The sequence below is a fragment of the Luteimonas sp. KH_071 genome (genome assembly GCF_057838005.1).
Window position 1 is genome coordinate 355,594 of record NZ_CM174458.1, and the last position, 21,929, is coordinate 377,522.

The 21,929-nt window shown below is 67.3% G+C and carries 18 protein-coding genes and 1 pseudogene; 5 read left to right on the forward strand and 14 right to left on the reverse strand.

The annotated features are described in order from the left end of the window. Positions 1–100 precede the first annotated feature (100 nt). From AC3IRM_RS01615 to AC3IRM_RS01625, 3 genes are all read right to left on the reverse strand, one after another. The gene (locus AC3IRM_RS01615; RefSeq protein WP_489204585.1) at positions 101–1,873 is read right to left on the reverse strand and encodes a sodium:solute symporter family protein; all 1,773 of its coding nucleotides are present in this window, start codon (positions 1,871–1,873) and stop codon (positions 101–103) included. Between the two features lie 9 nt (positions 1,874–1,882). Beyond that, positions 1,883–2,140, reverse strand: a complete 258-nt coding sequence (locus AC3IRM_RS01620; protein WP_101926248.1) for a DUF4212 domain-containing protein — start codon at positions 2,138–2,140, stop codon at positions 1,883–1,885. Positions 2,141–2,343: 203 nt separating this feature from the next. Next, positions 2,344–3,729 carry a DcaP family trimeric outer membrane transporter gene (locus AC3IRM_RS01625; RefSeq protein WP_489204586.1) on the reverse strand — a complete coding sequence of 462 codons (1,386 nt, stop codon included), beginning with the start codon at positions 3,727–3,729 and terminating at the stop codon, positions 2,344–2,346. A gap of 207 nt (positions 3,730–3,936) precedes the next feature. Between AC3IRM_RS01625 and acs the strand changes: the two genes are divergently transcribed. Both acs and AC3IRM_RS01635 read left to right on the forward strand, forming a co-directional pair. After that, a complete protein-coding gene (acs, locus tag AC3IRM_RS01630; RefSeq protein ID WP_489204587.1) occupies positions 3,937–5,895 on the forward strand; it encodes an acetate--CoA ligase in 1,959 nt (652 codons plus the stop codon). Positions 5,896–6,079: 184 nt separating this feature from the next. Then, the gene (locus AC3IRM_RS01635; protein WP_159681991.1) at positions 6,080–6,745 is read left to right on the forward strand and encodes a response regulator transcription factor; all 666 of its coding nucleotides are present in this window, start codon (positions 6,080–6,082) and stop codon (positions 6,743–6,745) included. 418 nt (positions 6,746–7,163) lie between these two features. On the opposite strand, the gene AC3IRM_RS01640 is transcribed toward AC3IRM_RS01635, so the two are convergent. Both AC3IRM_RS01640 and AC3IRM_RS01645 read right to left on the reverse strand, forming a co-directional pair. Then, on the reverse strand, positions 7,164–8,465 hold the full coding sequence (locus AC3IRM_RS01640; RefSeq protein WP_489204588.1) for an amidohydrolase family protein: 1,302 nt from the start codon (positions 8,463–8,465) through the stop codon (positions 7,164–7,166). After that, a pseudogene (locus tag AC3IRM_RS01645) lies at positions 8,462–9,730 on the reverse strand (amidohydrolase); the annotation flags it as partial. The pseudogene AC3IRM_RS01645 and the gene AC3IRM_RS01640, both read right to left, overlap by 4 nt. A gap of 293 nt (positions 9,731–10,023) precedes the next feature. On the opposite strand from AC3IRM_RS01645, the gene AC3IRM_RS01650 reads away from it, so the two are divergent. After that, a complete protein-coding gene (locus AC3IRM_RS01650) occupies positions 10,024–10,800 on the forward strand; it encodes an AMP nucleosidase (protein ID WP_489205798.1) in 777 nt (258 codons plus the stop codon). A gap of 528 nt (positions 10,801–11,328) precedes the next feature. Here the strand turns inward: AC3IRM_RS01650 and AC3IRM_RS01655 are convergent. After that, positions 11,329–11,748: a hypothetical protein gene (locus AC3IRM_RS01655; protein ID WP_489204589.1), complete on the reverse strand. Its 420-nt coding sequence runs from the start codon at positions 11,746–11,748 to the stop codon at positions 11,329–11,331. Between the two features lie 107 nt (positions 11,749–11,855). Between AC3IRM_RS01655 and AC3IRM_RS01660 the strand changes: the two genes are divergently transcribed. Continuing rightward, on the forward strand, positions 11,856–12,398 hold the full coding sequence (locus tag AC3IRM_RS01660; RefSeq protein ID WP_489204590.1) for a DUF924 family protein: 543 nt from the start codon (positions 11,856–11,858) through the stop codon (positions 12,396–12,398). A gap of 75 nt (positions 12,399–12,473) precedes the next feature. Here the strand turns inward: AC3IRM_RS01660 and cls are convergent, their stop codons facing one another. From cls to AC3IRM_RS01700, 8 genes are all read right to left on the reverse strand, one after another. After that, complete coding sequence (cls, locus tag AC3IRM_RS01665) at positions 12,474–13,898, reverse strand: cardiolipin synthase (protein ID WP_489204591.1); 1,425 nt, start codon at positions 13,896–13,898, stop codon at positions 12,474–12,476. A 475-nt stretch (positions 13,899–14,373) separates the two neighbouring features. Then, complete coding sequence (gene rpmG / locus AC3IRM_RS01670) at positions 14,374–14,538, reverse strand: 50S ribosomal protein L33 (RefSeq protein WP_096296520.1); 165 nt, start codon at positions 14,536–14,538, stop codon at positions 14,374–14,376. An 11-nt stretch (positions 14,539–14,549) separates the two neighbouring features. Next, a complete protein-coding gene (gene rpmB / locus AC3IRM_RS01675) occupies positions 14,550–14,786 on the reverse strand; it encodes a 50S ribosomal protein L28 (protein ID WP_096209782.1) in 237 nt (78 codons plus the stop codon). A 315-nt stretch (positions 14,787–15,101) separates the two neighbouring features. Further along, positions 15,102–15,713: a DUF2894 domain-containing protein gene (locus tag AC3IRM_RS01680; RefSeq protein ID WP_489204592.1), complete on the reverse strand. Its 612-nt coding sequence runs from the start codon at positions 15,711–15,713 to the stop codon at positions 15,102–15,104. Then, entirely contained in the window at positions 15,703–16,347 is a 645-nt protein-coding gene (locus tag AC3IRM_RS01685; RefSeq protein ID WP_489204593.1) for an OmpA family protein, read from the reverse strand. The genes AC3IRM_RS01680 and AC3IRM_RS01685 overlap by 11 nt, the downstream gene beginning before the upstream one ends. Next, the gene (locus AC3IRM_RS01690) at positions 16,344–18,695 is read right to left on the reverse strand and encodes a DUF802 domain-containing protein (RefSeq protein WP_489204594.1); all 2,352 of its coding nucleotides are present in this window, start codon (positions 18,693–18,695) and stop codon (positions 16,344–16,346) included. Before AC3IRM_RS01690 ends, AC3IRM_RS01685 begins: the two co-directional genes overlap by 4 nt. Before the next feature lie 10 nt (positions 18,696–18,705). Beyond that, positions 18,706–19,416 (reverse strand): DUF3348 domain-containing protein, encoded by a 711-nt coding sequence (locus tag AC3IRM_RS01695; RefSeq protein ID WP_489204595.1) that lies wholly within the window; start codon positions 19,414–19,416, stop codon positions 18,706–18,708. Between the two features lie 280 nt (positions 19,417–19,696). After that, the gene (locus tag AC3IRM_RS01700; protein ID WP_489204596.1) at positions 19,697–21,643 is read right to left on the reverse strand and encodes a MutS-related protein; all 1,947 of its coding nucleotides are present in this window, start codon (positions 21,641–21,643) and stop codon (positions 19,697–19,699) included. Here AC3IRM_RS01700 and AC3IRM_RS01705 point away from each other — a divergent pair. Then, complete coding sequence (locus AC3IRM_RS01705) at positions 21,569–21,832, forward strand: hypothetical protein (RefSeq protein WP_489204597.1); 264 nt, start codon at positions 21,569–21,571, stop codon at positions 21,830–21,832. The genes AC3IRM_RS01700 and AC3IRM_RS01705 overlap by 75 nt on opposite strands. Positions 21,833–21,929: the final 97 nt, after the last annotated feature.

The window sequence follows — 21,929 nt, forward strand, 5'->3', positions numbered from 1 at the left end:
TATCGAACAGTCCCGGGCCGGGCACGCATCGCCCAGGCCCGGAAACGAAACGGCCCGCCCCGGGAGGGGCGGGCCGCGTCACCTCAGGATCGCATTGCGGTCAGTGATCGATCGCCGCGCCTGCACCGCGCGGAACGCGGATGTCCTCGACCATGTGCTCGATGTGCGCCGGCACCGGTGCGGTCATCTTCATCGTGATGTAGGCAGCGATGAAGTTCAGCAGCGCGCCGATCGCGCCGAAGCCCAGCGGCGAGATGCCGAACAGCCAGTTCTCGGGCGAGTCGGCCAGCATGTTCGTCCCCGGGATGAAGAACCAGCCCTTGTAGGTGAACAGGTACACGCTGGTGGACGCCAGGCCGACCACCATGCCCACGACGGCGCCGGTGGAGTTCATCTTCTTGGAGAAGATGCCCATCATGATCGCCGGGAACAGCGAGCTTGCCGCCAGTCCGAACGCGAACGCCACGGTCTGGGCCGCGAATCCGGGTGGATTCATGCCCAGCCACGTGGCCACCACGATCGCCACTGCCATCGAGACGCGTGCGGCCAGAAGCTCGCCCTTGTCGCTGATGTCCGGCTTGAACGTGCGCTTGATCAGGTCATGACTCACTGCCGACGAGATCGCCAGCAGCAGACCCGCCGCCGTCGACAGCGCCGCTGCCAGGCCACCGGCCGCGATCAGGGCGATCACCCAGCCCGGCAGGCCTGCGATCTCCGGATTGGCCAGCACCAGGATGTCCTGGTTGAAGGTGACCATCTCGTTGCCCTGCCAGCCACGCTCGGCCGCCACCGCTGCAAACTCGGGGCTGGCTTCGTTGTAGGACTGGATCATGCCGTCGCCGTTCTTGTCCTCGAACGCCAGCAGGCCGGTCTTCTCCCAGTTGTGCATCCAGTCCGGGCGCGCGTCATAGGCAAGCGACGGCGCCTGGGTGCCTTCGGGGTAGATCGTGGTCATGATGTTCAGACGCGCCATCGCACCCACGGCCGGGGCCACGGTGTAGAGCAGGGCGATGAACACCAGCGCCCAGCCTGCCGACTTGCGGGCATCGGACACCTTGGGCACGGTGAAGAAGCGGATGATCACGTGCGGCAGGCCCGCGGTGCCGATCATCAGCGACAGCGTGAACAACGTCATGTTGAGGGTGGAGTCGTGCAGGCCGGTGTAGTCGTTGAAGCCCAGGTCCACCAGGATCTGGTCGAGCCTGGCCAGCAGCGGCATGCCCGATTCGGTGTGGGTGGAGAACAGGCCCAGCTGCGGGATCGCGTTGCCGGTCAGCTGCATCGAGATGAACGCCGCCGGGATGGTGTAGGCGATGATCAGCACGATGTACTGCGCCACCTGGGTGTAGGTGATGCCCTTCATGCCGCCCAGCACGGCGTACACGAACACCACGCCCGATGCGATCAGCAGGCCGGTGTTGGTGTCGACCTCGAGGAAGCGCGAGAACGCCACGCCGGCGCCGGTCATCTGCCCGATCACGTAGGTGATCGAGATCATCAGCAGCGACGCCACCGCCACCAGGCGGGCCGTGCGGCTGTAGTACCGGTCGCCGATGAAGTCGGGCACGGTGAAGCGGCCGAACTTGCGCAGGTACGGTGCGAGCAGCATCGCCAACAGCACGTAGCCACCGGTCCAGCCCATCAGATAGGCGGAGTTGCCGTAGCCGACGAAGGCGATCAGGCCCGCCATCGAGATGAATGATGCGGCCGACATCCAGTCGGCGGCGATCGCCATGCCGTTGGTGACCGGGTGGACGCTTCGGCCGGCTGCGTAGAACTCGGATGTGGACGCGGCGCGTGCCCAGATCGCGATGCCGATGTAAACCAGGAACGAGCCGCCGACGAAGATGAGGTTGAGAGTGAACTGATCCATGGCGGCCCCTTATTTCTCGTCCACGTCGTACTCGCGATCGAGCCGGTTCATGTACCAGGTGTAGAAAACGATGATCGCGATGAAGGACAGGATCGAACCCTGCTGCGCGAACCAGAAGCCGAGATCCGTGCCCCCGATGCGGATGCCGCTGAGCAGCGGGCGCAGGAGGATGCCGAATCCGTACGACACCAGCGCCCAGATCCCCATGCAGATGAAGATGATCTTGAGGTTGGCCTTCCAGTAGTTACTTGCGGTCTTGTCTAGCATGTGCCGTCCCTCCTCGGTCGGGATGTGGAGCCGTCGGTTCGATGCGGTTGCGGTATTTCAGATGCAGGTGTCGTCGTGGACATGCGTCGCTTCCCCGGTGTGTCTGTAACGTCGACTGCGACTGTCTCCGGGCGCAGTGCCCGTGACATCGCCATGCGATGCGGCACGGATGACGCCGGCGATTGCCGGCGCCACGGGTCACGTCAGAACGTGTAGCGCGCCATCGTGTGCAGGCGCATCAGTTCGCCGTCGGCGCCGGATTCGAGCGTGCGCTCGCCCCAGATCGCCTCGACGCCGAAGTCCAGCCGGGGCACCGGCGACCAGATCATGTTCGCGTGCAGCGAATGCACCTTGCGGGTCACGCCCAGACCGGTGAAGCCGATGTTGTTGTCCCACTGGGACCGCGCGTAGAACAGGTTGCCGCGCACCTTCGGGTTGAACACCTGGCGCAGGCCGACGTAACCGGCCCAGCCACCGAGCGCATCGAGGTTGCCGGCCGAATCGACCATCGCGTCCTGCTGGATCGTGGCCAGACCGATGTAGCGGCCGATGCCGTCGCCGCCGCTGACCTGGTAGCGGATGTCGGTGCTGTCGCCGAGCTTGACCAGGCCGCTGACCGTCGCGCCGTAGCCGGTGTCGGTGCTCTCGGCGCCGGCCACGGGTTCGTACTTCAGCTGGCGCGCCATGCCGGCGAAGCTGACATGGCCCCAGTCGCCCTTGTGGGTGTAGCGGGCGATGACGTCCGGGATCGCGCTGTTGTCGCCGGCGATGACGCGCGCTGGCGCAGGGCCACCCGCACCACCGAAGGGCTGCACCGTGGTCTCCGGGCTCTCGACCGAGATCGCCCACGGGCCGCTGGTGTAGCGCAGCTGCGGCTGGCGCACGAACACCACCGCGTCGGTCGGGCCGACGAAGTCGACCGCGTCCAGCAGCGCGTTGGTGTCCATGAAGTTCGACCAGGTCTGGCCGACCAGCCAGTTGTTGTAGGTCAGGTAGGCGTGGCGCAGCGCTGCGCCGTAGGTGTTGGTCGCCGCCGAGTTGCCGAGCGCGCCGCCGAAGAAATCGAGCTCGACGCGCGCGCCGAGCTTGTCGCCCGAGTCCAGCACGGTGCTGGCGTCGAACCACAGGCGCGAGAACTTCAGATGGGCGTCGGAGTAGGTGTCCGGGCCGTCGCCGCCGACCGGAATCGCGCCGGGCACGTAGAAATCGCGGCCGGCGGTGTTCTTGGCGATGTCGCCGTCGGTGGTCTTGGTCACCATCGCATCGGTGCGGATCATGCCGCCCACCGTGAACGTCGAGCCCGAGGTCGGCACGATCGTCGTGCTCTGGATCGGCGCGGCGGCGCCGGTGCCAGCGGCCACGGCCGGCGCGACGGGCTGGGCCGCCTGCGCAGTCCGCACTTCGGTCACGACAGTTTCGGTCTGCTGCTGTTGCGTCACCAGCTGCTGCACCATGGCCTCGAGCTGCGCGACACGCGCTTCGAGTTCACGCTCCTTGGCGGTCTGCGCGAACGCGGCACCGGGCAGGGTGAGCGCGGCAAGTACGGCGGCGGCCAACAGGCGCGGACGTGCCCTGGTCATATGGTTCATCAGTTCCCCTCCCACGGGTCTACAGAAAAGCGGTCGTGCACACGGACGTCGACCGGCCCACACCGGAGACTGCACCCATGCGGGCCGCGCGCCCATTCGCCATTGGTCGATACTCCGCATCGCGGGTCTTGCGGTTAGACGAAGGTCTAGACGTCTCGGACGGCGGATCCGGCACACTGGTCGGACGCGTCTGAAGGAGGAGTCCCCATGTCCCATTCCGCAGAAACCTATCCGGCACCGGCCGGTTTCGCCGGTCCCGACACCATCACTGCCGAGGCCTACGCGCGCGACTACGCACGCTCGGTGCAGGACCCGGACGCCTTCTGGGGCGAGGCCGCCAAACGGCTCGACTGGTTCAAGCCGCCGACGAAGATCCGCAACGTCAGCTACGACCTGCAGGATTTCCGCATCCGCTGGTTCGAGGACGGCGAACTCAACGTCAGCGTCAACTGTATCGACCGTCATCTCGCCGGCAAGGGCGACAAGACCGCGCTGATCTGGGAAGCCGACGGGCCCGACACCGAGTCGCTGCACATCAGCTACAACGATCTCCATGCGCGCGTCTGCAAACTCGCCAACGCGCTGCGCAACCTCGGCGTGGGCAAGGGCGACCGGGTCACCATCTACCTGCCGATGATCGTCGAGGCGGCCGTGGCCATGCTCGCCTGCGCGCGCATCGGCGCGGTGCACTGTGTGGTCTTCGGCGGCTTCTCGCCGAACTCGATCGCCGACCGCGTCGCCGATTGCGGCAGCAAACTGATCATCACCGCCGACGAAGGCCTGCGCGGCGGCAAGAAGGTGCCGCTGAAGGCGAACGTGGACGCGGCGCTGAAGCTGCCCGGCACCAATACCGTGGAAACCGTACTGGTGGTCCGCCACACCAGCGGCGCGGTCGACATGCAGATGCCGCGCGACCGCTGGTACGACGCCGTCGTCGACGACCAGCCCGCCACCTGCGAACCCGAGCGCATGAACGCGGAAGATCCGCTGTTCATCCTCTACACCTCCGGCTCGACCGGCAAGCCGAAGGGCGTGCTGCACACGACCGGCGGCTACCTGCTGTTCGCCAGCTACACCCACGAGGCGATCTTCGATCTGCGCGACAGTGACGTGTACTGGTGCACCGCCGATGTCGGCTGGGTCACCGGCCACAGCTACATCGTCTACGGCCCGCTGGCGAACGCGGCGACCTCGCTGATCTTCGAAGGCGTGCCGAACTATCCCGACGCCTCGCGCTTCTGGCAGGTCATCGACAAGCACCAGGTGACGATCTTCTACACCGCGCCCACTGCGATCCGCGCGCTGATGCGCGAGGGCGAGGCGCTGGTCAAGTCGACCTCGCGCAGCTCGCTGCGGCTGCTCGGCAGCGTCGGCGAGCCGATCAATCCCGAAGCCTGGCGCTGGTATTACGAGGTGGTCGGCGATTCGCGTTGCCCGATCGTCGACACGTGGTGGCAGACCGAGACCGGGGGCATCCTGATCTCGCCGCTGCCCGGCGCGATCGACGCCAAGCCGGGTTCCGCGACCAAGCCGTTCTTCGGTGTGCAGCCGGCGCTGGTCGATGCGAACGGCGCCGTGCTCGAAGGCGCGGCCGAGGGCAATCTGGTCATCACCGATTCCTGGCCCGGCCAGATGCGCAGTGTCTACGGCGACCACCAGCGTTTCATCGACACGTATTTCAAGGCGTATCCCGGCAGCTACTTCACCGGCGACGGCTGCCGCCGCGACGAGGACGGCTACTACTGGATCACCGGCCGCGTCGACGACGTCATCAACGTCAGCGGCCACCGCATCGGCACGGCGGAGCTGGAGAGCGCGCTGGTGCTGCATCCCAAGGTCGCCGAGGCCGCGGTCGTCGGGTTTCCGCATGACATCAAGGGCCAAGGCATCTACGCCTATGTCACCCTCAAGGACGGCGTGGAGTACAGCGAAGAGCTGCGCAAGGAACTGATCAAGCACGTGCGCAGCGAGATCGGCCCGACCGCATCGCCGGATCACATCCAGTGGGCGCCGGGCCTGCCGAAGACGCGCTCGGGCAAGATCATGCGCCGCATCCTGCGCAAGATCGCCGAGAACGCGCCCGACCAGCTCGGCGACACCAGTACGCTGGCGGATCCGTCGGTCGTCGACTCACTGGTCAAGGAGCGGTACATCCCGCAGGGATGACTCTGGAGCGGCAACGCGCCGGGTCCATCGGACATACGCAACGCTGTCCTGCGCGACGCCGAACCGACCGCTGGCGTGGCGTGGCATCCGCTGCATGCCGTGTCCGGCGTCCGACACACCCATACACCCACGCCGCATCATCGACGAGGGACGCATTCCATCTTCCAAGGCATCACCCGCGCCAATGACCACCCTGCTGATCGCCGACGACCACCCGCTGTTCCGCGAGGCCCTGCGCGGCGCGATTTCACGCGCCGTGCCGAACGCGCGCCTGCGTGAGGCGCACAACGTGGATGCGCTCTACGCGATGGTCGAATCGGAGCCCGATGCCGACCTGTTGATGCTCGACCTCAACATGCCCGGCGTGCACGGCTTCAGCGCGCTGGTGCACCTGCGTGCGCAGTTCCCGCAATTGCCGGTGCTGATGGTGTCCGCGCGCGAGGAGCCGGCCGTCATGCGTCGCGCGCTTGATCACGGCGCATCGGGCTTTGTGCCCAAATCCGCCGATGCCGAAACGCTGGCCCGCGCCGTCGCGCAGGTCCTGGATGGCGACCGTTTCATACCGGAAGCGGCTGCGTCCGCCGCCGGCGTCTCACCCGGCGAACACGACGTCGCCGCGCGCCTGCGCGATCTCACCCCGCAGCAGTTCCGCGTGCTGCAGATGCTCGGCGACGGCATGCTCAACAAGCAGATCGCCTACGAACTGGGCGTGTCGGAAGCGACCGTCAAGGCGCACATGACCGCTGTGTTGCGCAAGCTGGGCGCATCGAACCGCACGCAGGCGGTGTTGATCGCCGGCAAGCTCGCGGTGGATCCGGACCCGGACGAGATTCCCGCCGACGCGCGCTGAGTGAAGCGGCGCGCCGTGCGCCGCGCACCGTCTCGACTTCTTTGATCCAGCCCTTCTCACTTCGGGAGAAGGTGCCCGGAGGGCGGATGAGGTTGCTTTTCCGCCAGATCGCTGAGCGCAGCCCTCAGCCGACGCGCCGCGCGTATCGACCCCGGATCAGATCCGGGGCAGGCTCTCTCCCGGAGGGAGAAGTGCTCAGTACGCGATCTGAAGGTGGATCACGCGATCACGACTGGCTTCCAGCCGAGTCTCGACTTCTTTGATCCAGCCCTTCTCCCCTCGGGAGAAGGTGCCCGGAGGGCGGATGAGGGTTCTTTTCCGCCAGATCGCTGAGCGCTGCCCTCACCCGACGCGCTGCGCGCATCGACCCTGGATCAGGTCCGGGGCAGGCTCCCTCCCAGAGGGAGAGGTGCTCACTTCACAGCGTCCGATACGCCCGCGGCAAACCACCCTCACTCGCCGGCGTCGCCGGACGCAGATAACGATCCCGCAGCTCCGTCTGCCGCGAGCGCATTTCGATCGCACGGCCGTCGAACCACACCTGGTCGGCGGTGCTGGTGACATCGAGCGGATCGCCCGACCACAGCACCAGATCGGCGGTGCGGCCGACCGCGATCGTGCCGATGGACTCGCCGACACCGAACGTCTCCGCCGGCACGCGCGTCAGGCCGGCGAGGCCCGCGTCCCACGGCAGGCCGTGCGCGACGGCATTGCCGGCGAGCTGGCGCAGCTTGCGTGCGTTGTGCGAAGCATCGCTTGCCTGGGCGAAGCCGACGCGCACGCCGGCCGCCTGCAGGCGTGCAGCGTTCTCGAGTGTCGCGCCGATCTGGTCGAAGTCCGACGGCAGGTTCACCAGCGGATCGACGAACACCGGCACGTCCGCGGCCGCGAGTTCCGATGCGACACGCCAGCCTTCGGCGCCGCCGCGGATCGCGATGCGCAGGCCGTGACGCTTCGACCAGCGCAACAGCTGACGGATGTCGGCGGCGCGATTCACGCCGACGACGATCGTGCCGCGGCCATCCAGATACGGCGCCAGTGCACGCTTGCCGGCCGGGGTCAGCGCAGCGACGTGCGAGTCGGCCGGCAGGCGGCCGCGCGCTTCGTCGATCAGCTGGTCGAGCAGCATCCACTGCGCCGCACGCGAGGACCCGCTTTGCTCCGCACCATCGGCGCCGAGCGAGAGATATAGCACCTTCGGGCCGGCTGGATCGACGCTGCCGTCCAGACGCATCACCGCCCCTTGGCCGCCGATGATCGAACTCGCGCTGCCGGCCGAGATCAGCGTGAAGCCGATCCCTTCCACACGCGCCACCGGAATGACGATCGAATCGGGATTGAAGGCCAGCGTGACGTCGAACTCGGGACGCACGGCCATGTCGCTGGCCTCGCCGAGCGACAGGCGATCGTCGCGCGTGCCGCGTTCGCCGGACACTTCCTCGATGCCGATACCGGTCACGCCGCCGAACAGCGTCGGCGTCAGCGGACGGCCGTTGGCCTCGATCACCTGTGCATCGCCTGCGGACAGGCCTGTGCCGATCGCGGCCACGCGGCCATTGCGCACGAGTACGTCGGTGTTCTGCAGCGAACCCTGGGCGCCGGCGGTGTGCACAGTCGCGCCGCGGATCAGCACCGACTGCGCGGCGGCGGGCAGGGTCGCGGCCAGCAATGCGCCCACGATCATCAGGCGCGTCATCGCGCGGGGCAGACGACGGCTCATCGGGCACCTCCATTGGCCGCGGCGCCCTGGCCGAGCATGAAATCCGACACCGGCTGACGCGCGGGATCGAAGCGGTCGTACACATGCGCACCGTCGATCCACACCTGTTCAGCCAGCGCGTAGACGGTGAACGGATTGCCGTTCCACAGCACCGCGTCGCCCATCTTGCCGGCGGTCAGCGTGCCGGTCTGCTCGAGCACGCCGAGCGACTTCGCCGCGTTCTCGGTCAGCCAGCGGATCGCGTGTTCGGGTGTGATCTCGATACCGGCGCGGCGCGCGCTGGCCATGACCTTGGCCGCTTCCTGGTTGAGGCGCTGGATGCCTTCGTCGGAATCGGAATGCACGATCGCGCAGCCACCCGGCGCGCGGTCGACGATGGCGATGTTCTCCTGGATGCCGTCGAAGGCTTCCATCTTGAAGCCCCACCAGTCGGCCCAGAGCGCGCCGCAGACACCTTCCGCGCCCAGACGGTCGGCGATCTTGTAGGCCTCCACGCCGTGATGGAACGCGGTGACCTTGAAGTCGAATTCCTTGGCGAGATCCAGCATCTGCGCCATCTCGTCTGCGCGGTAGCAGTGGATGTGCACGAGGATGTCGCCGTCCATCGCGCCGGCCATCGTCTCGACTTTGAGATCGCGCTTGCCGGGCGAATCGCCAGCCTGCTTGGTACGGTACTCGGCCGCATCGATCAGCGCCGCGCGATAGCCGGCGACGTTGCCCATGCGTGTCGCCGGGCCGCCTTTCTGGCCGTAGACGCGCTTGGGGTTCTCGCCGCAGGCCATCTTCAGGCCGTAGGGCGCGCCGGGAAACTTCATGTCGGTGACGGTGGTCGCCGCGATGTTCTTCAGGGTCACGCCGCGGCCGCCGATCAGGTTTGCCGAACCGGGCAGGATCTGCAGCGAGGTGATGCCGCCGGCGAGCGCCGCGCCGAAGCCCGGGTCCTGCGGCCACACCGAATGCTCGGCCCAGACCTGCGCGGTGTTGGGCGCGGTCATCTCGTTGCCGTCGCTGTGCGCGCTGGCCCCCGGGCTCGGATACACGCCCAGATGCGAGTGCACGTCGATGATGCCCGGCGTCACCCACTTGCCGGTGCCGTCGACGCGCTGCGCGTTCGCGGGCGCGTCGAGACCGGTGCCGACCGCCGCGATGCGGCCGTCCTGCAGCAGCACGTCCGCGCCTTCGAGACGCTGCCCGTCGCCGATCAGCACGGTGGCATTGGTGATCAGCACGGGCGCCGATGCGATCGGCGAATAGGTGCTGGCGTAGGCGTTCGCGCCAACGTGCGAGACGTCGGACTTCGCGGCGGACGTGCCGGAGGTGGACGTGGTGGCGCAGCCACCGAAGAGCGCGACCGCGAGCGCGGCAGACAACAGGCGGGACATCGATGACTCCCCGAAAACGTGTGGACGGATGGATTTCCCCGGCACGACGGCGAGGCGGCGTGCGACAGCGACCGAGTGTACCTGCGGCCGCCGACCGTGCGCCGCAAGCCGTGGTGCGCTGCGTGGAGCGCCGCGGGCCCCATGCGAGAATGGCCGCGTACACGGAGAAGAAGACGATGAAAGAAAAAGAACAGATCGTCGAGAACTGGCTGCCGCGCTACACCGGCGTGCCGCTGGACCAGTTCGGCGAACACATCCTGCTGACCAATTTCAGCGGCTACCTGCATCATTTCGCCCGTCTCACCGGCGCCGAAGTCGTCGGCCTCGACCGGCCGATGCCCAGCGCCACAGCCGACGGCATCACGATGATCAACTTCGGCATGGGCAGCCCCAATGCCGCGACGATGATGGACCTGCTGTCGGCGATCATGCCCAAGGCCGTGCTGTTCCTCGGCAAGTGCGGCGGCCTCAAGCGCAAGAACCAGCTCGGCGATCTGGTGCTGCCGATCGCGGCGATCCGCGGCGAGGGCACCAGCAGCGATTACCTGCTGCCCGAAGTGCCGGCATTGCCCGCATTCGCGCTGCAGCGTGCGGTCTCCACGATGATCCGCGACCTCGGCCACGACTACTGGACCGGCACCGTCTACACGACCAACCGCCGCGTCTGGGAACACGACGCCGCGTTCAAGGAACGCCTGCGCGCGATGCGCTGCATGGCGATCGACATGGAAACCGCGACGATCTTCGCCGCCGGTTTCGCGAACCGTATTCCGGCCGGCGCGCTGCTGCTGGTCAGTGACCAGCCGATGATTCCAGAAGGCGTCAAGACCGAAGCGTCCGATGCGCTGGTGAGCGCGGACTTCGTCGAGCGGCACATCAACATCGGCATCGAGGCGCTGAAGCTGATCCGCCGGCATGGCAAGTCGGTCAGGCATTTGCGCTTCGACGAATAGCGCTCCGGAACGTCGTTCCTCCCGCTGCGAGCGCTGGGCTCTGAACACCTCTCCCTCCGGGAGAGAGCCTGCCCCGGACCTGATCCGGGGTCGACGCGCAAAGCGCGTCGGGTGAGGGTCGGTAGTGAGGGACTGCAAAAAGCACCCTCACCCCAACCCCTCTCCCGGAGGGAGAGGGGCTCATGCTTTCAAAGCACCATCAGCACCTCTCCCTCCGGGAGAGGTCGAAACGGCGAAGCCGCTTCGGGTGAGGACTGGTAGTGATGCGCGTCGAAAAGCGCCCTCACCCCAGTCCCTCTCCCACAGGGAGAAGGGCTCAAGCTTTCAAAGCATCATCAGCACCTCTCCCTCCGGGAGAGGTCGAAACGGCGAAGCCGTTTCGGGTGAGGGCAGGTAGTGAGGCACATCGAAGGCACCCTCACTTCAACCGCTCTTCCAAAGTGAGAGGCGCTCGAAACAATGATCGAAAGCGCGCCCACAAAAAAAGCCCGGCGTCCGCCGGGCTTTTCATTCCAACACTGCGCCGACTCAGTTCGCAGCAGGGCGCTTCACCACGTAGATCAGGCCATCCGCATGCGCCTGGACCAGATCCGCCTTGGCGATCTGGATCTGCTCGCTCTCGTCGAACTCGATCGTCGAAAGATCACCCTTGAGAACGCTCTGGGGCATGGACTTCTCGGCCGAAGCCGAGTTCTCGGTGATCACCACCACCCCTGCGGCATCGACGGACACCACCTTCATCAGGCCGTAGGCCGGATCGATCGGCTTCTCATCCTCGTCGGTGAACTCGTAGTCGGAGAATTCACTGAGCTGGGCGGCATAGAGGTCGCCGACGGCCGGCGCCTCGAGCAGCGCCTTGTCGGCGTCTCCACGCTGGCAGGCGGCCAGCAGCATCACGCCGGCCAGAACAAGCAGGGCAGGCAGCAGGCGGATCGTGCGACGCGTCATGGAGCGCTCCGATGGATGAGGATGGGCAGGCGCGCCGAGTATAGGGCGGCGTCGAGATGCGGCGACACGTGCGTGCAAGGGGCGCGAGGCCACGCTAGTCTGCCGCCATGGACACGATCACCCCCGAAGATGTCGTCGCGTTCTGGCGCGACGCCGGCATGCAGAAATGGTTCCAGGGCGGCGACGCCTTCGACCGCGAATGCGACGCACGCTTTCGCGAGACGCACTTCGCTGCGGGCCGTCGCGAGCTGGAACACTGGATCGATACCGCGGAAGGTGGCCTCGCGCTGCTGATCCTGCTCGACCAGATTCCGCGCAACATCTTCCGCGACAGCGGACATGCGTTCGCGACCGACGGCCTCGCGCTGCATTACGCGCAGCGCATGATCGACGCCGGCCATGACCGTAGTTTCGAAGCCGATCTGCGCGGCTTCGTCTATCTGCCGTTCGAGCATTCCGAAGACCTGGCCGACCAGCAACGCTCGGTCGAACTCTTCGCCGATGTCGACAACGACGCGTACCGCAAGTACGCCCAGGCGCACCTCGACGTCATCGAGCGCTTCGGCCGCTTCCCGCATCGCAACCGCGCGCTGGGCCGCGTCAACACGCCCGAAGAACAGGCCTGGCTCGACGCGGGCGGCGGCTTCTAGGGCTGCCCTGCTCATGCAGCAGCGCGCGACTGGCCTTCGTGCTGAAACGCATCGCGCGCAAACGCGTTCCCATCGCTACAGAAACGAATCGGCCAGCCGTGCGATGCCCTCGACGCTGCGCCGCCACACCGGTCGCCGCGTCCACGCATCCGCGTCCAGCATGTCCGACTCGCGCAGGTAGTCCTGTTCGATCTCGCGCAACCGGGCCACCACGCCGGCGTCGAAGCACAGCAGTCCCGCTTCGGCATTGAGCATGAAGCTGCGGATGTCGAGGTTGCTCGACCCGACCAGCGCGATGTCGTCGTCGATGCTCAGGTGCTTGGCATGCAGGAAGTGCGGCCGGTACAGCGCGATGCGCACGCCGGCCGCGAGCAGTTCGTCGTAGAAGCCTGCTTGCGCCCACGCGGTCAGGCGCTGGTTGTTGGTCGCCGACAGGATCAGCTGCACCGACACGCCCGACAGCGCGGCGACACGCAAGGCGCCCAGCGTCGCCTCGTCGGGCACGAAGTAGGGCGTCACCAGCACCGCGCGCCTGCGTGCACGCTGCACGAGTGCGATGAGCACGTCGCGCGCATTCTCGAACGGGTATGCCGGCCCGCTCGGCAGCAACTGCGCCGCCACGTGGCCGCTGGGTGCGATCGGCGGCGCATCGACTTCAAGCACCTCGCCGGTTTCGATGTACCAGTCGCTGGCGAACAGCGCCTGCAGCTGCGCGACCACCGGCCCGCGCACGCGCGCGACCACCTCGCGATTGGGATGGCCCGGCACGAATTCCGGATCGGCCAGGTTCTGCGAACCCGTCAGCGCGAGACGGCCATCGATGACGGCGATCTTGCGATGGTTGCGCAGGTCCATCCGCGCACTGCGCCGCAACGCGAGGCCTCCGGCCAATGTGGCCTGCACGCTGACGCCGGCGTCGCGCAGCGGGCGCTGGAACGCGCGCAGTCCGCGCTTGGCGCCCACTGCGTCGAGCAACAAGCGACATCGCACGCCGCGCCGGGCGGCACGTTCGAGTGCACCGGCGACCGCGCGGCCGGCGGTGTCGTTGCGCATCAGGTAATAGAGCAGGTGCACTTCGCGCGTTGCCGCGTCGATGTCGTCGACCAGACGCTGCAATGCGCCGGCGTAATCATCAAGCAGCTCGACCGCATTGCCATTGGTCGGCATGAAATCACCGAGCCGTTCCACCAGCCGCGCGGCATCCGCCTGCGCGGAGAACGTGTCCGCCGGGCACCAGCGCAGCGCGGTCAACGGCGCCTGCCGTTGCCGGATCAAGCGCGACGCCCGTGCCTGACGCTCACGCCGCAGCTTCGACAGCCACGGATGGCCGAGCAGCAGATAGGCCGGCAGCCCGAGCAGGGGCACGAAGCCGATCAGCAGCAACCAGCTGCGCGCGGCCGACGAGCGCGTGCGTGCGGGAATCCACAGGAGGGCCGCGATGCGGATCAACCAGTCGGCGACGAGGATCCACAGGCCGATGTGCAGGTCGTGATTCGACATGCGTTCGAGTGTGGCATGCGGGTGTGGCGGGGCACACGATTCGAAGCCCTCTGCCCGTGAAGGGCGCAATGCCCCGCAAGCGGGGGAGGGCTGGATGTGACGCCCGGTAACTCGAGCGCCGCGGTAGTGCTTATGAGCCCCTCTCCCTCAGGGAGAGGGGTTGGGATGAGGGGCGCGCGCTGTGCGCGCGTATGCCGTTGGCAAATCCCCGAATCCCGAAAACACAGAACCCGCCTCGCGGCGGGTTTCGAAGGGAGGCGCTGGATGACCAGCCATTCGGTTGTTGAACAGCGCGTCCCCCCTGACCAGACATCCGTCTGTTGAACGTCGCGGGGATGACCTTCCGGCAGCCACGCGCTCTGCGCTGGCTTGAAAAACACAAAACCCGCCTTGCGGCGGGTTCTGGGTTGAGGCTGGATCCCCGCCTGCGCGGGGATGACGCAACGTCAGCCGCGCTGAAGCGCGGGTCGCTGCATCACTTGATCTTGCCTTCCTTGTAGATCACGTGCTTCCGGACGACGGGGTCGTACTTCTTGAACTCCATCTTGCCGGGGGTGTTCTTCTTGTTCTTGTCCGTGGTGTAGAAATGCCCGGTGTTGGCCGAGGAAATCAGACGGATCTTGTCGCGCTTGCCTGCCATGTTCTAACTCCTCAGACCTTTTCGCCGCGGGCACGAAGCTCGGCGAGGACGACGTCGATGCCGTTCTTGTCGATGGTGCGCAGGGCCTTGGTGGATACACGCAGCTTGATCCAGCGGTTTTCGCTGGCAACCCAGAAACGACGCTCATGCAGGTTCGGCATGAAGCGGCGACGGGTCTTGTTCATGGCATGCGACACGTTGTTGCCATGCGTCGTACGCTTGCCAGTGACTTGGCAGACTCGGGACATTACGCACCTCGAAGTATTTGATATCGCCCTTAGCCAGGGAGATGGCGGCCCCGATGGCGTGGCCATCGCGCGGTACGGGAAGGAGTCTCGCTGCACCACTGCCGGGGAATCGCGCTTCCGGAAGGCAGGTCAGGCCATGTTTCCATGGGCTGGACGCAACGAGCCGGCCATTCTGCTGAAATTCCCCTTGCCGCGCAAGGCCTTGGCGCGGTCGGGCCGCGAATCGCCCTTGCAGGCGCGCTCGGGCGCGATCGACAGTGCAGGGAATCCCCCATCGCGCCCATGGGCGCGCCTGCCGGGGCGCGATGGAGCCCGCTAGCCCCGCTTGCGCGCCCGTGGCTTGGCCCGCGGCTTCGCGCCCACCGGCGGCGCGGTGTCCTTGCCGGTCAGCACGCCGGCATCCTGCAGGGTTTCCAGCCAGGACAGGGTGTCCACATAGGCCAGGAACTGGCGCAGGTACTCCGGCGACAGCCCACCCATCAGGGTCAGCGAGCGGTGGGCGAGGGCGGCCGAGTTGAGCGGTCCGGCGTCGGTCGGCACGTCGGCCAATGACTTGCGGACCTGGCTGCCGGTGCGCAGCGTCGACCACAGCGCGCGGAAGTCGTCGACCGCGGGCAACTCGGGATAGGCCGTGTTCGCCGACGAGTTTTCTGCGCGCGCGGTCATGTCGTCGACCAGGGTGCCCAGCACGCCGCGTGCCGGCGTGCCATCGATCGCCTCGCGCGACCCGCCTTCAAGATTGCGTGTGTACGCGTCGACCAAGGCGCCCAGCTTCGCATCGAGCGCGTGTCGCGCCTCACCGTCCCGCGCCGCCGCCAGCCGATGCAAGGCGGCGATGCGGTGGAAGCGCAGCGGATCCAGGCGATCGGCCCCGGTCGCACGCCACCCGTCGAGCACCGCTTCGATGTCGAGGCGATCAGCGGCCATCGGGATCGGCGGCGGCCTGCAGGCGCGGCACCGGCGCCATTTCCACACGGCGGTTCTGCGCGCGGCCTTCGGCGTCGTCGTTGGAACCCACCGGCTGCTGCGCGCCGAACGCGGCGGCGAACACCGATTCGGCCGGCACGCCCGCGGTGATGAGACCGCGGGTCACGTTCAACGCGCGCTGCGCCGAGAGCTCGAGGTTGTCGGAGAACCGGTTGCCGTCGCGCACCAGGCGGTCGTCGGTGAAGCCGCTGACCATCAGGATCTCGTCGCGCGACGCCAGGTACTCGGTTAGCGGCCCGGCCAGGCTCTGCAACAGCTCACGGCCTTCCGGCTGCAGCTGGTCGGAGGCGTCCGCGAACAGCACGCTGCCGCGGATGCCGATGCGGCCGTCGACCAGCGTGATGCGGCCGGCCGCCAATGGCGCCGCCAGGGCCTGCTCCAGCGTCTGCCGGCGCTGCTCTTCGGCCTCGCGCTGTGCGATCTCAGCGTCCAGCTTCATTTCCAGCTGCAGCTGCACGCCGATCACGCCGACCAGGATCAGCACGAACACACCCAGCAGCACCGACATCAGATCGCCGAACGCGGCCCAGATGGGCGCGGACGATTCGTAATCGTCTTCCAGCTCGACGCTCATGCGGACGCGGCGCGCGCTGCGCCGAGCTGCTGCAGGTCTTCGATGATCTGCTTCTGTGCCAGCACGCTGAGATCGACGACCTCACGCGCCTGCGCCACGTAGTACGCCAGCTGCTCGTCGCTGCGCGCCAGCGACTTCTCCAGCGCGTCCTCGATGCCCTGCAGGCGCGTCGCCAGCTGCTGGTTCGATTCGCCGAAGACCTCGACCGCCGCGCCAAACGCTTCACCGAGACTTGCGACTTCGGCAGCGCCGACGCTGAGCGTCGTCGCCACGCCGTCGAGCTTGCCGGTCTCAGCAATGATGTGATCGGTGAAGCGCGTGCCCACGCGTTCCAGCAGGTCCGCCGAGGTCGCGACCAGTGCATCGATCGCCGCGCGTTGTTCGGTCGAGGCGTGATTCACGGCGCTGAGCAGCGTGTCGAGCGTCGACAGCATCTGCGTGCGTTCTTCCAGCATCGCGGTGTCGCGGACCATGCTCTCCGACAGTGACTGGCGCAGTTCCGCGATGACCTCGGCGGCCGCGCGCGGCGCTTCGGATGCGGTCTCGACCAGGCGCGAGATCTCGGCGATGGTCTCGCTGGCATGCGCCTGTGTCTGCGCGCCGATGGTGTCGGCGGTGCGTGCGAGCGTGTCGCAGATCGCCTGCTGCTGACGCGAGGTTTCTGCGCCGGCCTGGGCCCAGTCCTCGCGCAGCGCGGCGCCCATCGCGGTGAGGCTGTCGGTCCACGCGGCGAGGCGCTGGGCGTCCTGCGCGGCGAGTGCGGTCTGCAGGTCGGCGTGCGAGCTGTCGACCTTCTGCAGCAGCGTGGCCGAGTGCGTTTCAAACGTCGCCGCGGCTGCAGCCAGCGCCTGCTGGTGCCGCGCGCTCATGGTTTCATTCGTTGCGGCCTGCTTCGCCAGCGCGTCGTTCCATGCGGCGCTGACGCTGCCGGCGGTCGCATCAAGACGCGTGGCGACACCGTCAACCAGTGCGGTCGCGCGCTGGTCAAACGTCTCGCCGATCCCATCCAGCGTCGCGCGCAGATCGGCGGTCAGCGTTTCGTGCGCAGCCTGCTGCGCGATCAATGCCTGCTGCCAGCGTTCGGCGACGCTTGCGGTGGACGCATCAAAGCCCGTGGTCAGCGCCTGCAACTGGCGGTCGACGGCGCCGGTCACGGTGTCGTGCAGCGCGGCGGTCTGCGCGGTCGTCGCATCGAGACGCGTGGTGATTTCGCCGAGCAGGCCGCTCGCGCGCTGGTCGAATGTCGAATTGAAGCCGTCGAGCGCGCCGCGCAGATCGCGCGCCAGGGTGTCGTTCGCCGCCTGCTGGCCGTCCACAGCCTGCTGCCAGCGCTCGGTCACGGCTGCGGTCGACGCATCGAAGCCGGTATTGAGTGCCTGCAGCTGCCGCTCCACCGCATCGGACACCGTCGCCTGCAGCGCTGCCGTCTCGCGGGCCAGCGCCGCCATCGTCGTCTCGAACACCGGCTGCAGTGCGGCCGTCGCGGCGCGCGCGCTCTCGGCCACGCTGGTCTGCAAAGCGCGTTCGACCGACGCGGCCAGCTGCGTGTAGACCGCTTCGGTGCGACCGTGGAACGCGTCCTGGCTGGCGGCATGACGTTCGCCGGTGGCAGCGTTTTGCTGCTCGATCGTCGCCATCATCGCGCCCAGCCGCTCGACCAGCGCCGGCATCACCTCGGTCTGCTGCTGCAGCAGACGCAGGGTTTCCTCGCGCTGGTGCGCCTGCGAATGTGCGCGCAGCGTCGTCGCCGCGGCCATATCCAGTAGCTGCACGACGTGCGCACGTTCGCGGCGCAGCAGTGCCGAGGCCAGGCCCAGCATCGCCGAGGCCGCGATGCCCGCGATCGACGTGCCGAACGCGACGCCCAGGCCCTGGATCGGCGCGGCCAGCGAATCGCGCATCGCCTGCAGATCGGTCGCGGTTTCCAGCGCCATGCCGGTGCCGCGCAGCATCACCGTCATGCCCAGCAGCGTGCCCAGCATGCCCAGCAGCACCAGCATGCCCACCAGGTACGGCGTGAGCGCCGGCACCGGCAGCGCGACGCGCTCGCCTTCGATGCGCAGACGCACCGCATTGCGCAGACCGGCATCCAGCCCACCCAGCCAGTCGCCCAGCGACGACGGCGGATCGCCCAATTGCGCGACGCCATCGGCCAGCGTTTTCGTCGCCTGCCGATAGCGCAGCAGCTCCAGACCACCGGCGAGATAGCAGGCGCCGATCAACAGCGAGACGGCGAGCGCCAGCGTGTTCGAGCCGACGTAGCCGATCGCGATCCAGCCGACCACGGCCAGGCCGAGGGCGAACACGAAGGCGGGGAGTAGGGCGGTAATGCGACTGCGTGAGGACATAAGGACTGCGTCAGTGGGTGCGAAGCGCTGCGAGCAGCCCCTCGACCGGTTGGAAACGGACATCCAGCTCGGCGATCAGTACGCCCTGCATGTCCTTGCGAAAACCATCGAGCCAGGCCACGGACGGATCCGTGGCCGATGTACCTGCGGCGGCCCGCAGCCGCTCGAAATGCGTTTCGAGCAATGCCGGCACCGCGCCGAGCAGCGCGTGCTCGCGTGGGCTCAGCGCGCCCTCCATCACCGCATCCACCTCGGCCAGCCGCGCCATGTCGGCCGAACGCTGTGCCAGCCGGTCGCGCAGATCGCCGCGCAACCTGCCCGTCGCGATCAGCATCGACCGCTGCAGCGCCAGATGCCGCTGGCGGAACGGCGCGAAGTCGATCGCGGCCTCGGGTGAGGTTTCTGCATCGTCGGACGCCTCGACTGCCTTCGGCTGGGGAGTGACCAGCTCCGGCGCTTCGGCAATCGATGCCAGCAACGTCGCGCGCGCTTTGGCGCAGACGGCGGCGTCATCACGATCAACGACTTGCGCGGCTTGTTCAGCCTCGGACGCCTTCGCATCCAGCACCTTCGACAGCACAACCGCCCGCGTCCAGTCGAGCCACTGGCTCAGACGCTCGGCCGGCGCCGGGCCGCCTTGCGGCAGCGTGTCGTCGGTCAGGCGGGCCAGCAGCCGGATGAAGGTCGGGCCGCGGAAGGCGGGGCGGAGCGGGGAATCCAAGGAAGGGGCGTGCAAAAGACGGCGATTTTACAGTGCCGAGCGCGTCGGCACTCATTGCCTCGCTAGGGCAGCGCGCACGCACGTCCGAAGGACGTCTAGGCTGGAAGCGATTGTCTCAAGTCATCGCTGTTGCCGCCCCGGTCAAAGGTCTCTCAACAGCCGCCACTAGTGGAATACGGGGGGGCGTCGGTTCTTCGAGACTTCCAGGCGGAGTCGCCATGTTGTTTCGATGAGGCGAAGACTTTGAGCGCAGGGGCAAGAGTTGATTCTGGCAGCTAGGCTACGCCTTGCAGCGGTCCGGCTGATCGTGGTCGGGTTCCACCGGCGCGTACGTTTTCGCATATCTCAACGCATCGCCCACCAAATCCGCCGGAAACCCGTTGCGCGCCAGCAGCTGGATCGCGTTGCGACGATCCGTGCGCCCGGCCCGCAACCGGTAGTCGAACCAGCCGTCGACATCCGGATCTTCCTGGAAGTAGTAGAGGTCGTACGGGCCGGTGACGTCGTCCTGCAGCTCGACGTCGTGTGTGGTCACCAGCACCTGCGCATTGCGACCGAGCCGTTCCAGCACGGCGCGGCCGGCGGCCAGTCGTTCGACGGTGTTGGTGCCGTTGAACAGCTCGTCGATCAGGAACAGCCGGCAGGTACCGCGGTCCGCGCATTCGATGAAGGTCTGGATCGCGGTCATCTCGGCGAAGTAGTGGCTCTTGCCGGATTCGACCGAATGTTCGCCGCGGATCACCGCCATGACGCTCGTATCCGGCAGCGTCGCCTCGCGGCCGAAGCAGAAGCCGAGCGTACGGCCGAGGATGAGGTTGATGCCGACCAGTTTGATGAAGGTGGTCTTGCCGGCCATGTTGGAGCCGGTGATCAGAGCCGAGCGCCCGTTGAGCCGGATCGAGTTCGCGACCGGTCGCTTCGTCAGCGGGTGTGTGACATCGACGAGGTCGAGCAGCGAGCCGTTCGCAACGACAGGCTCGCAGTGTTGCGGCCGTTGTTCGAGGAACGAGGCGACCGCGATGGCGGCATCCACCGCGCCCACGCTCTCGAAGGTCGCCGCAAGCTCGGTGCGCACCTGCCCGAAGCGGGTCACGGTGCGGCCGTAGGCCGCGAGCTCGAGCAGGCACAGCACGTTCAACCAGACCGCGACGACCTGCACCCATGGCGAGTACAGGATCGCGATCCAACCGAGCGAAGCACGGACCTTGCGCCGCAGTGGCGCTTCGGCACGCAGGCGGTCGAGTTGCGGCAAGGAGGATGCGCCGCTGCGAACCCGGGCCAGGCGGTCTGCGACACGCAGCAGTTGGCTGCAGCCTTTGAGCAGCTCGATGTCGCGGAACAGCGGCGCCGAGAGCCAGACGATCAGCAGGAGATTGACGCCGGCCGTGACCAGCAGCGCCCAGATCGGCAGCGGCGTTGCGACCACGAGCACCAAAACGGCGACACAGACGAGGCTCCACCACGGCAACAGGCGGTGGAGTGGGCCGACTTCGGGTGGCGCGCCGAAGATGAAGCGGGCCAGCTGCCAGTTCGATGCCGTGTCCAAACCTGCAAGCGCGAGTTGCAGGCGTTCGCGCAGTGGCGCATCGGCACGCAGCGTCTGGCAGCTGGCGTAGTGCGCGGCGGCCTGCGCCGCTTCGACGTAGCGCCGGAGCTGGCGGTAGAGATATTGGCTGCCGAGTGGACTCTCGGTCGTGTCCAGATCGGCGAACAGGCGCGGGAACTCGAGGTCGGTCCAGGTCTGGTCGTCCACGACGTCGACTGCCGACGCGTCGCGTGTCAAATCGAAACAGCGGCTGATGCCGCTGTGCGTCTTGTCGCCCGGCTTTCCCCACTTCGCACGCAGGTTCGCCAGTGCCTGGCGCCGTGGGAACAGGGCGTCGAGCAACGCGCGACCGCCATCCTTGAGCAGTTCGTAGATCGTCATGCACCAGACTGTACCGGCTTCGGACGACCGCGCGCGGCGGGTGTCTGGTCTGTGGGCCACGGCTGCCGCTATCGCGCCTGATGCCTTCGCGGCTTCTGGAACCGCCCGATAATCCGTCTGCTGCTGTCGTGTCTGCTGGTGCTGTGCGCCGCGCCGCTGCTGGCGCAGGAGCGCATCCTGTCCTACGACAGCGATCTGCAGCTCAATGCCGACGGCAGTCTGGACGTGACCGATCGCATCCGGGTACGCGCGGAAGGCGAGCAGATCCGCCGCGGCATCGATCGCGACTTTCCCGCGCATTACCGCGACCGCTATGGCAACCAGGTGGTGGTCGATTTCGAGATGCTGGGCCTCAGGCGCGATGGGCAGCCCGAACCGTTCTTTCTGGGAAACAAGTCGAACGGCGTGCGCATCAGCACCGGCAATGACGATTTTTCTGTCGGTGCCGGCGGAGTCCACCTACACGCTGCGCTAACCGCGCGGCACTGATCGCGCTGGCCGGCTTGATCGTGATGCTGGCATTCGGCCATTCCTGTTGCCGTCCGCGGTGGCGCTGCAGGTCGAAGACGCCTGGGCCAGGAAGTTC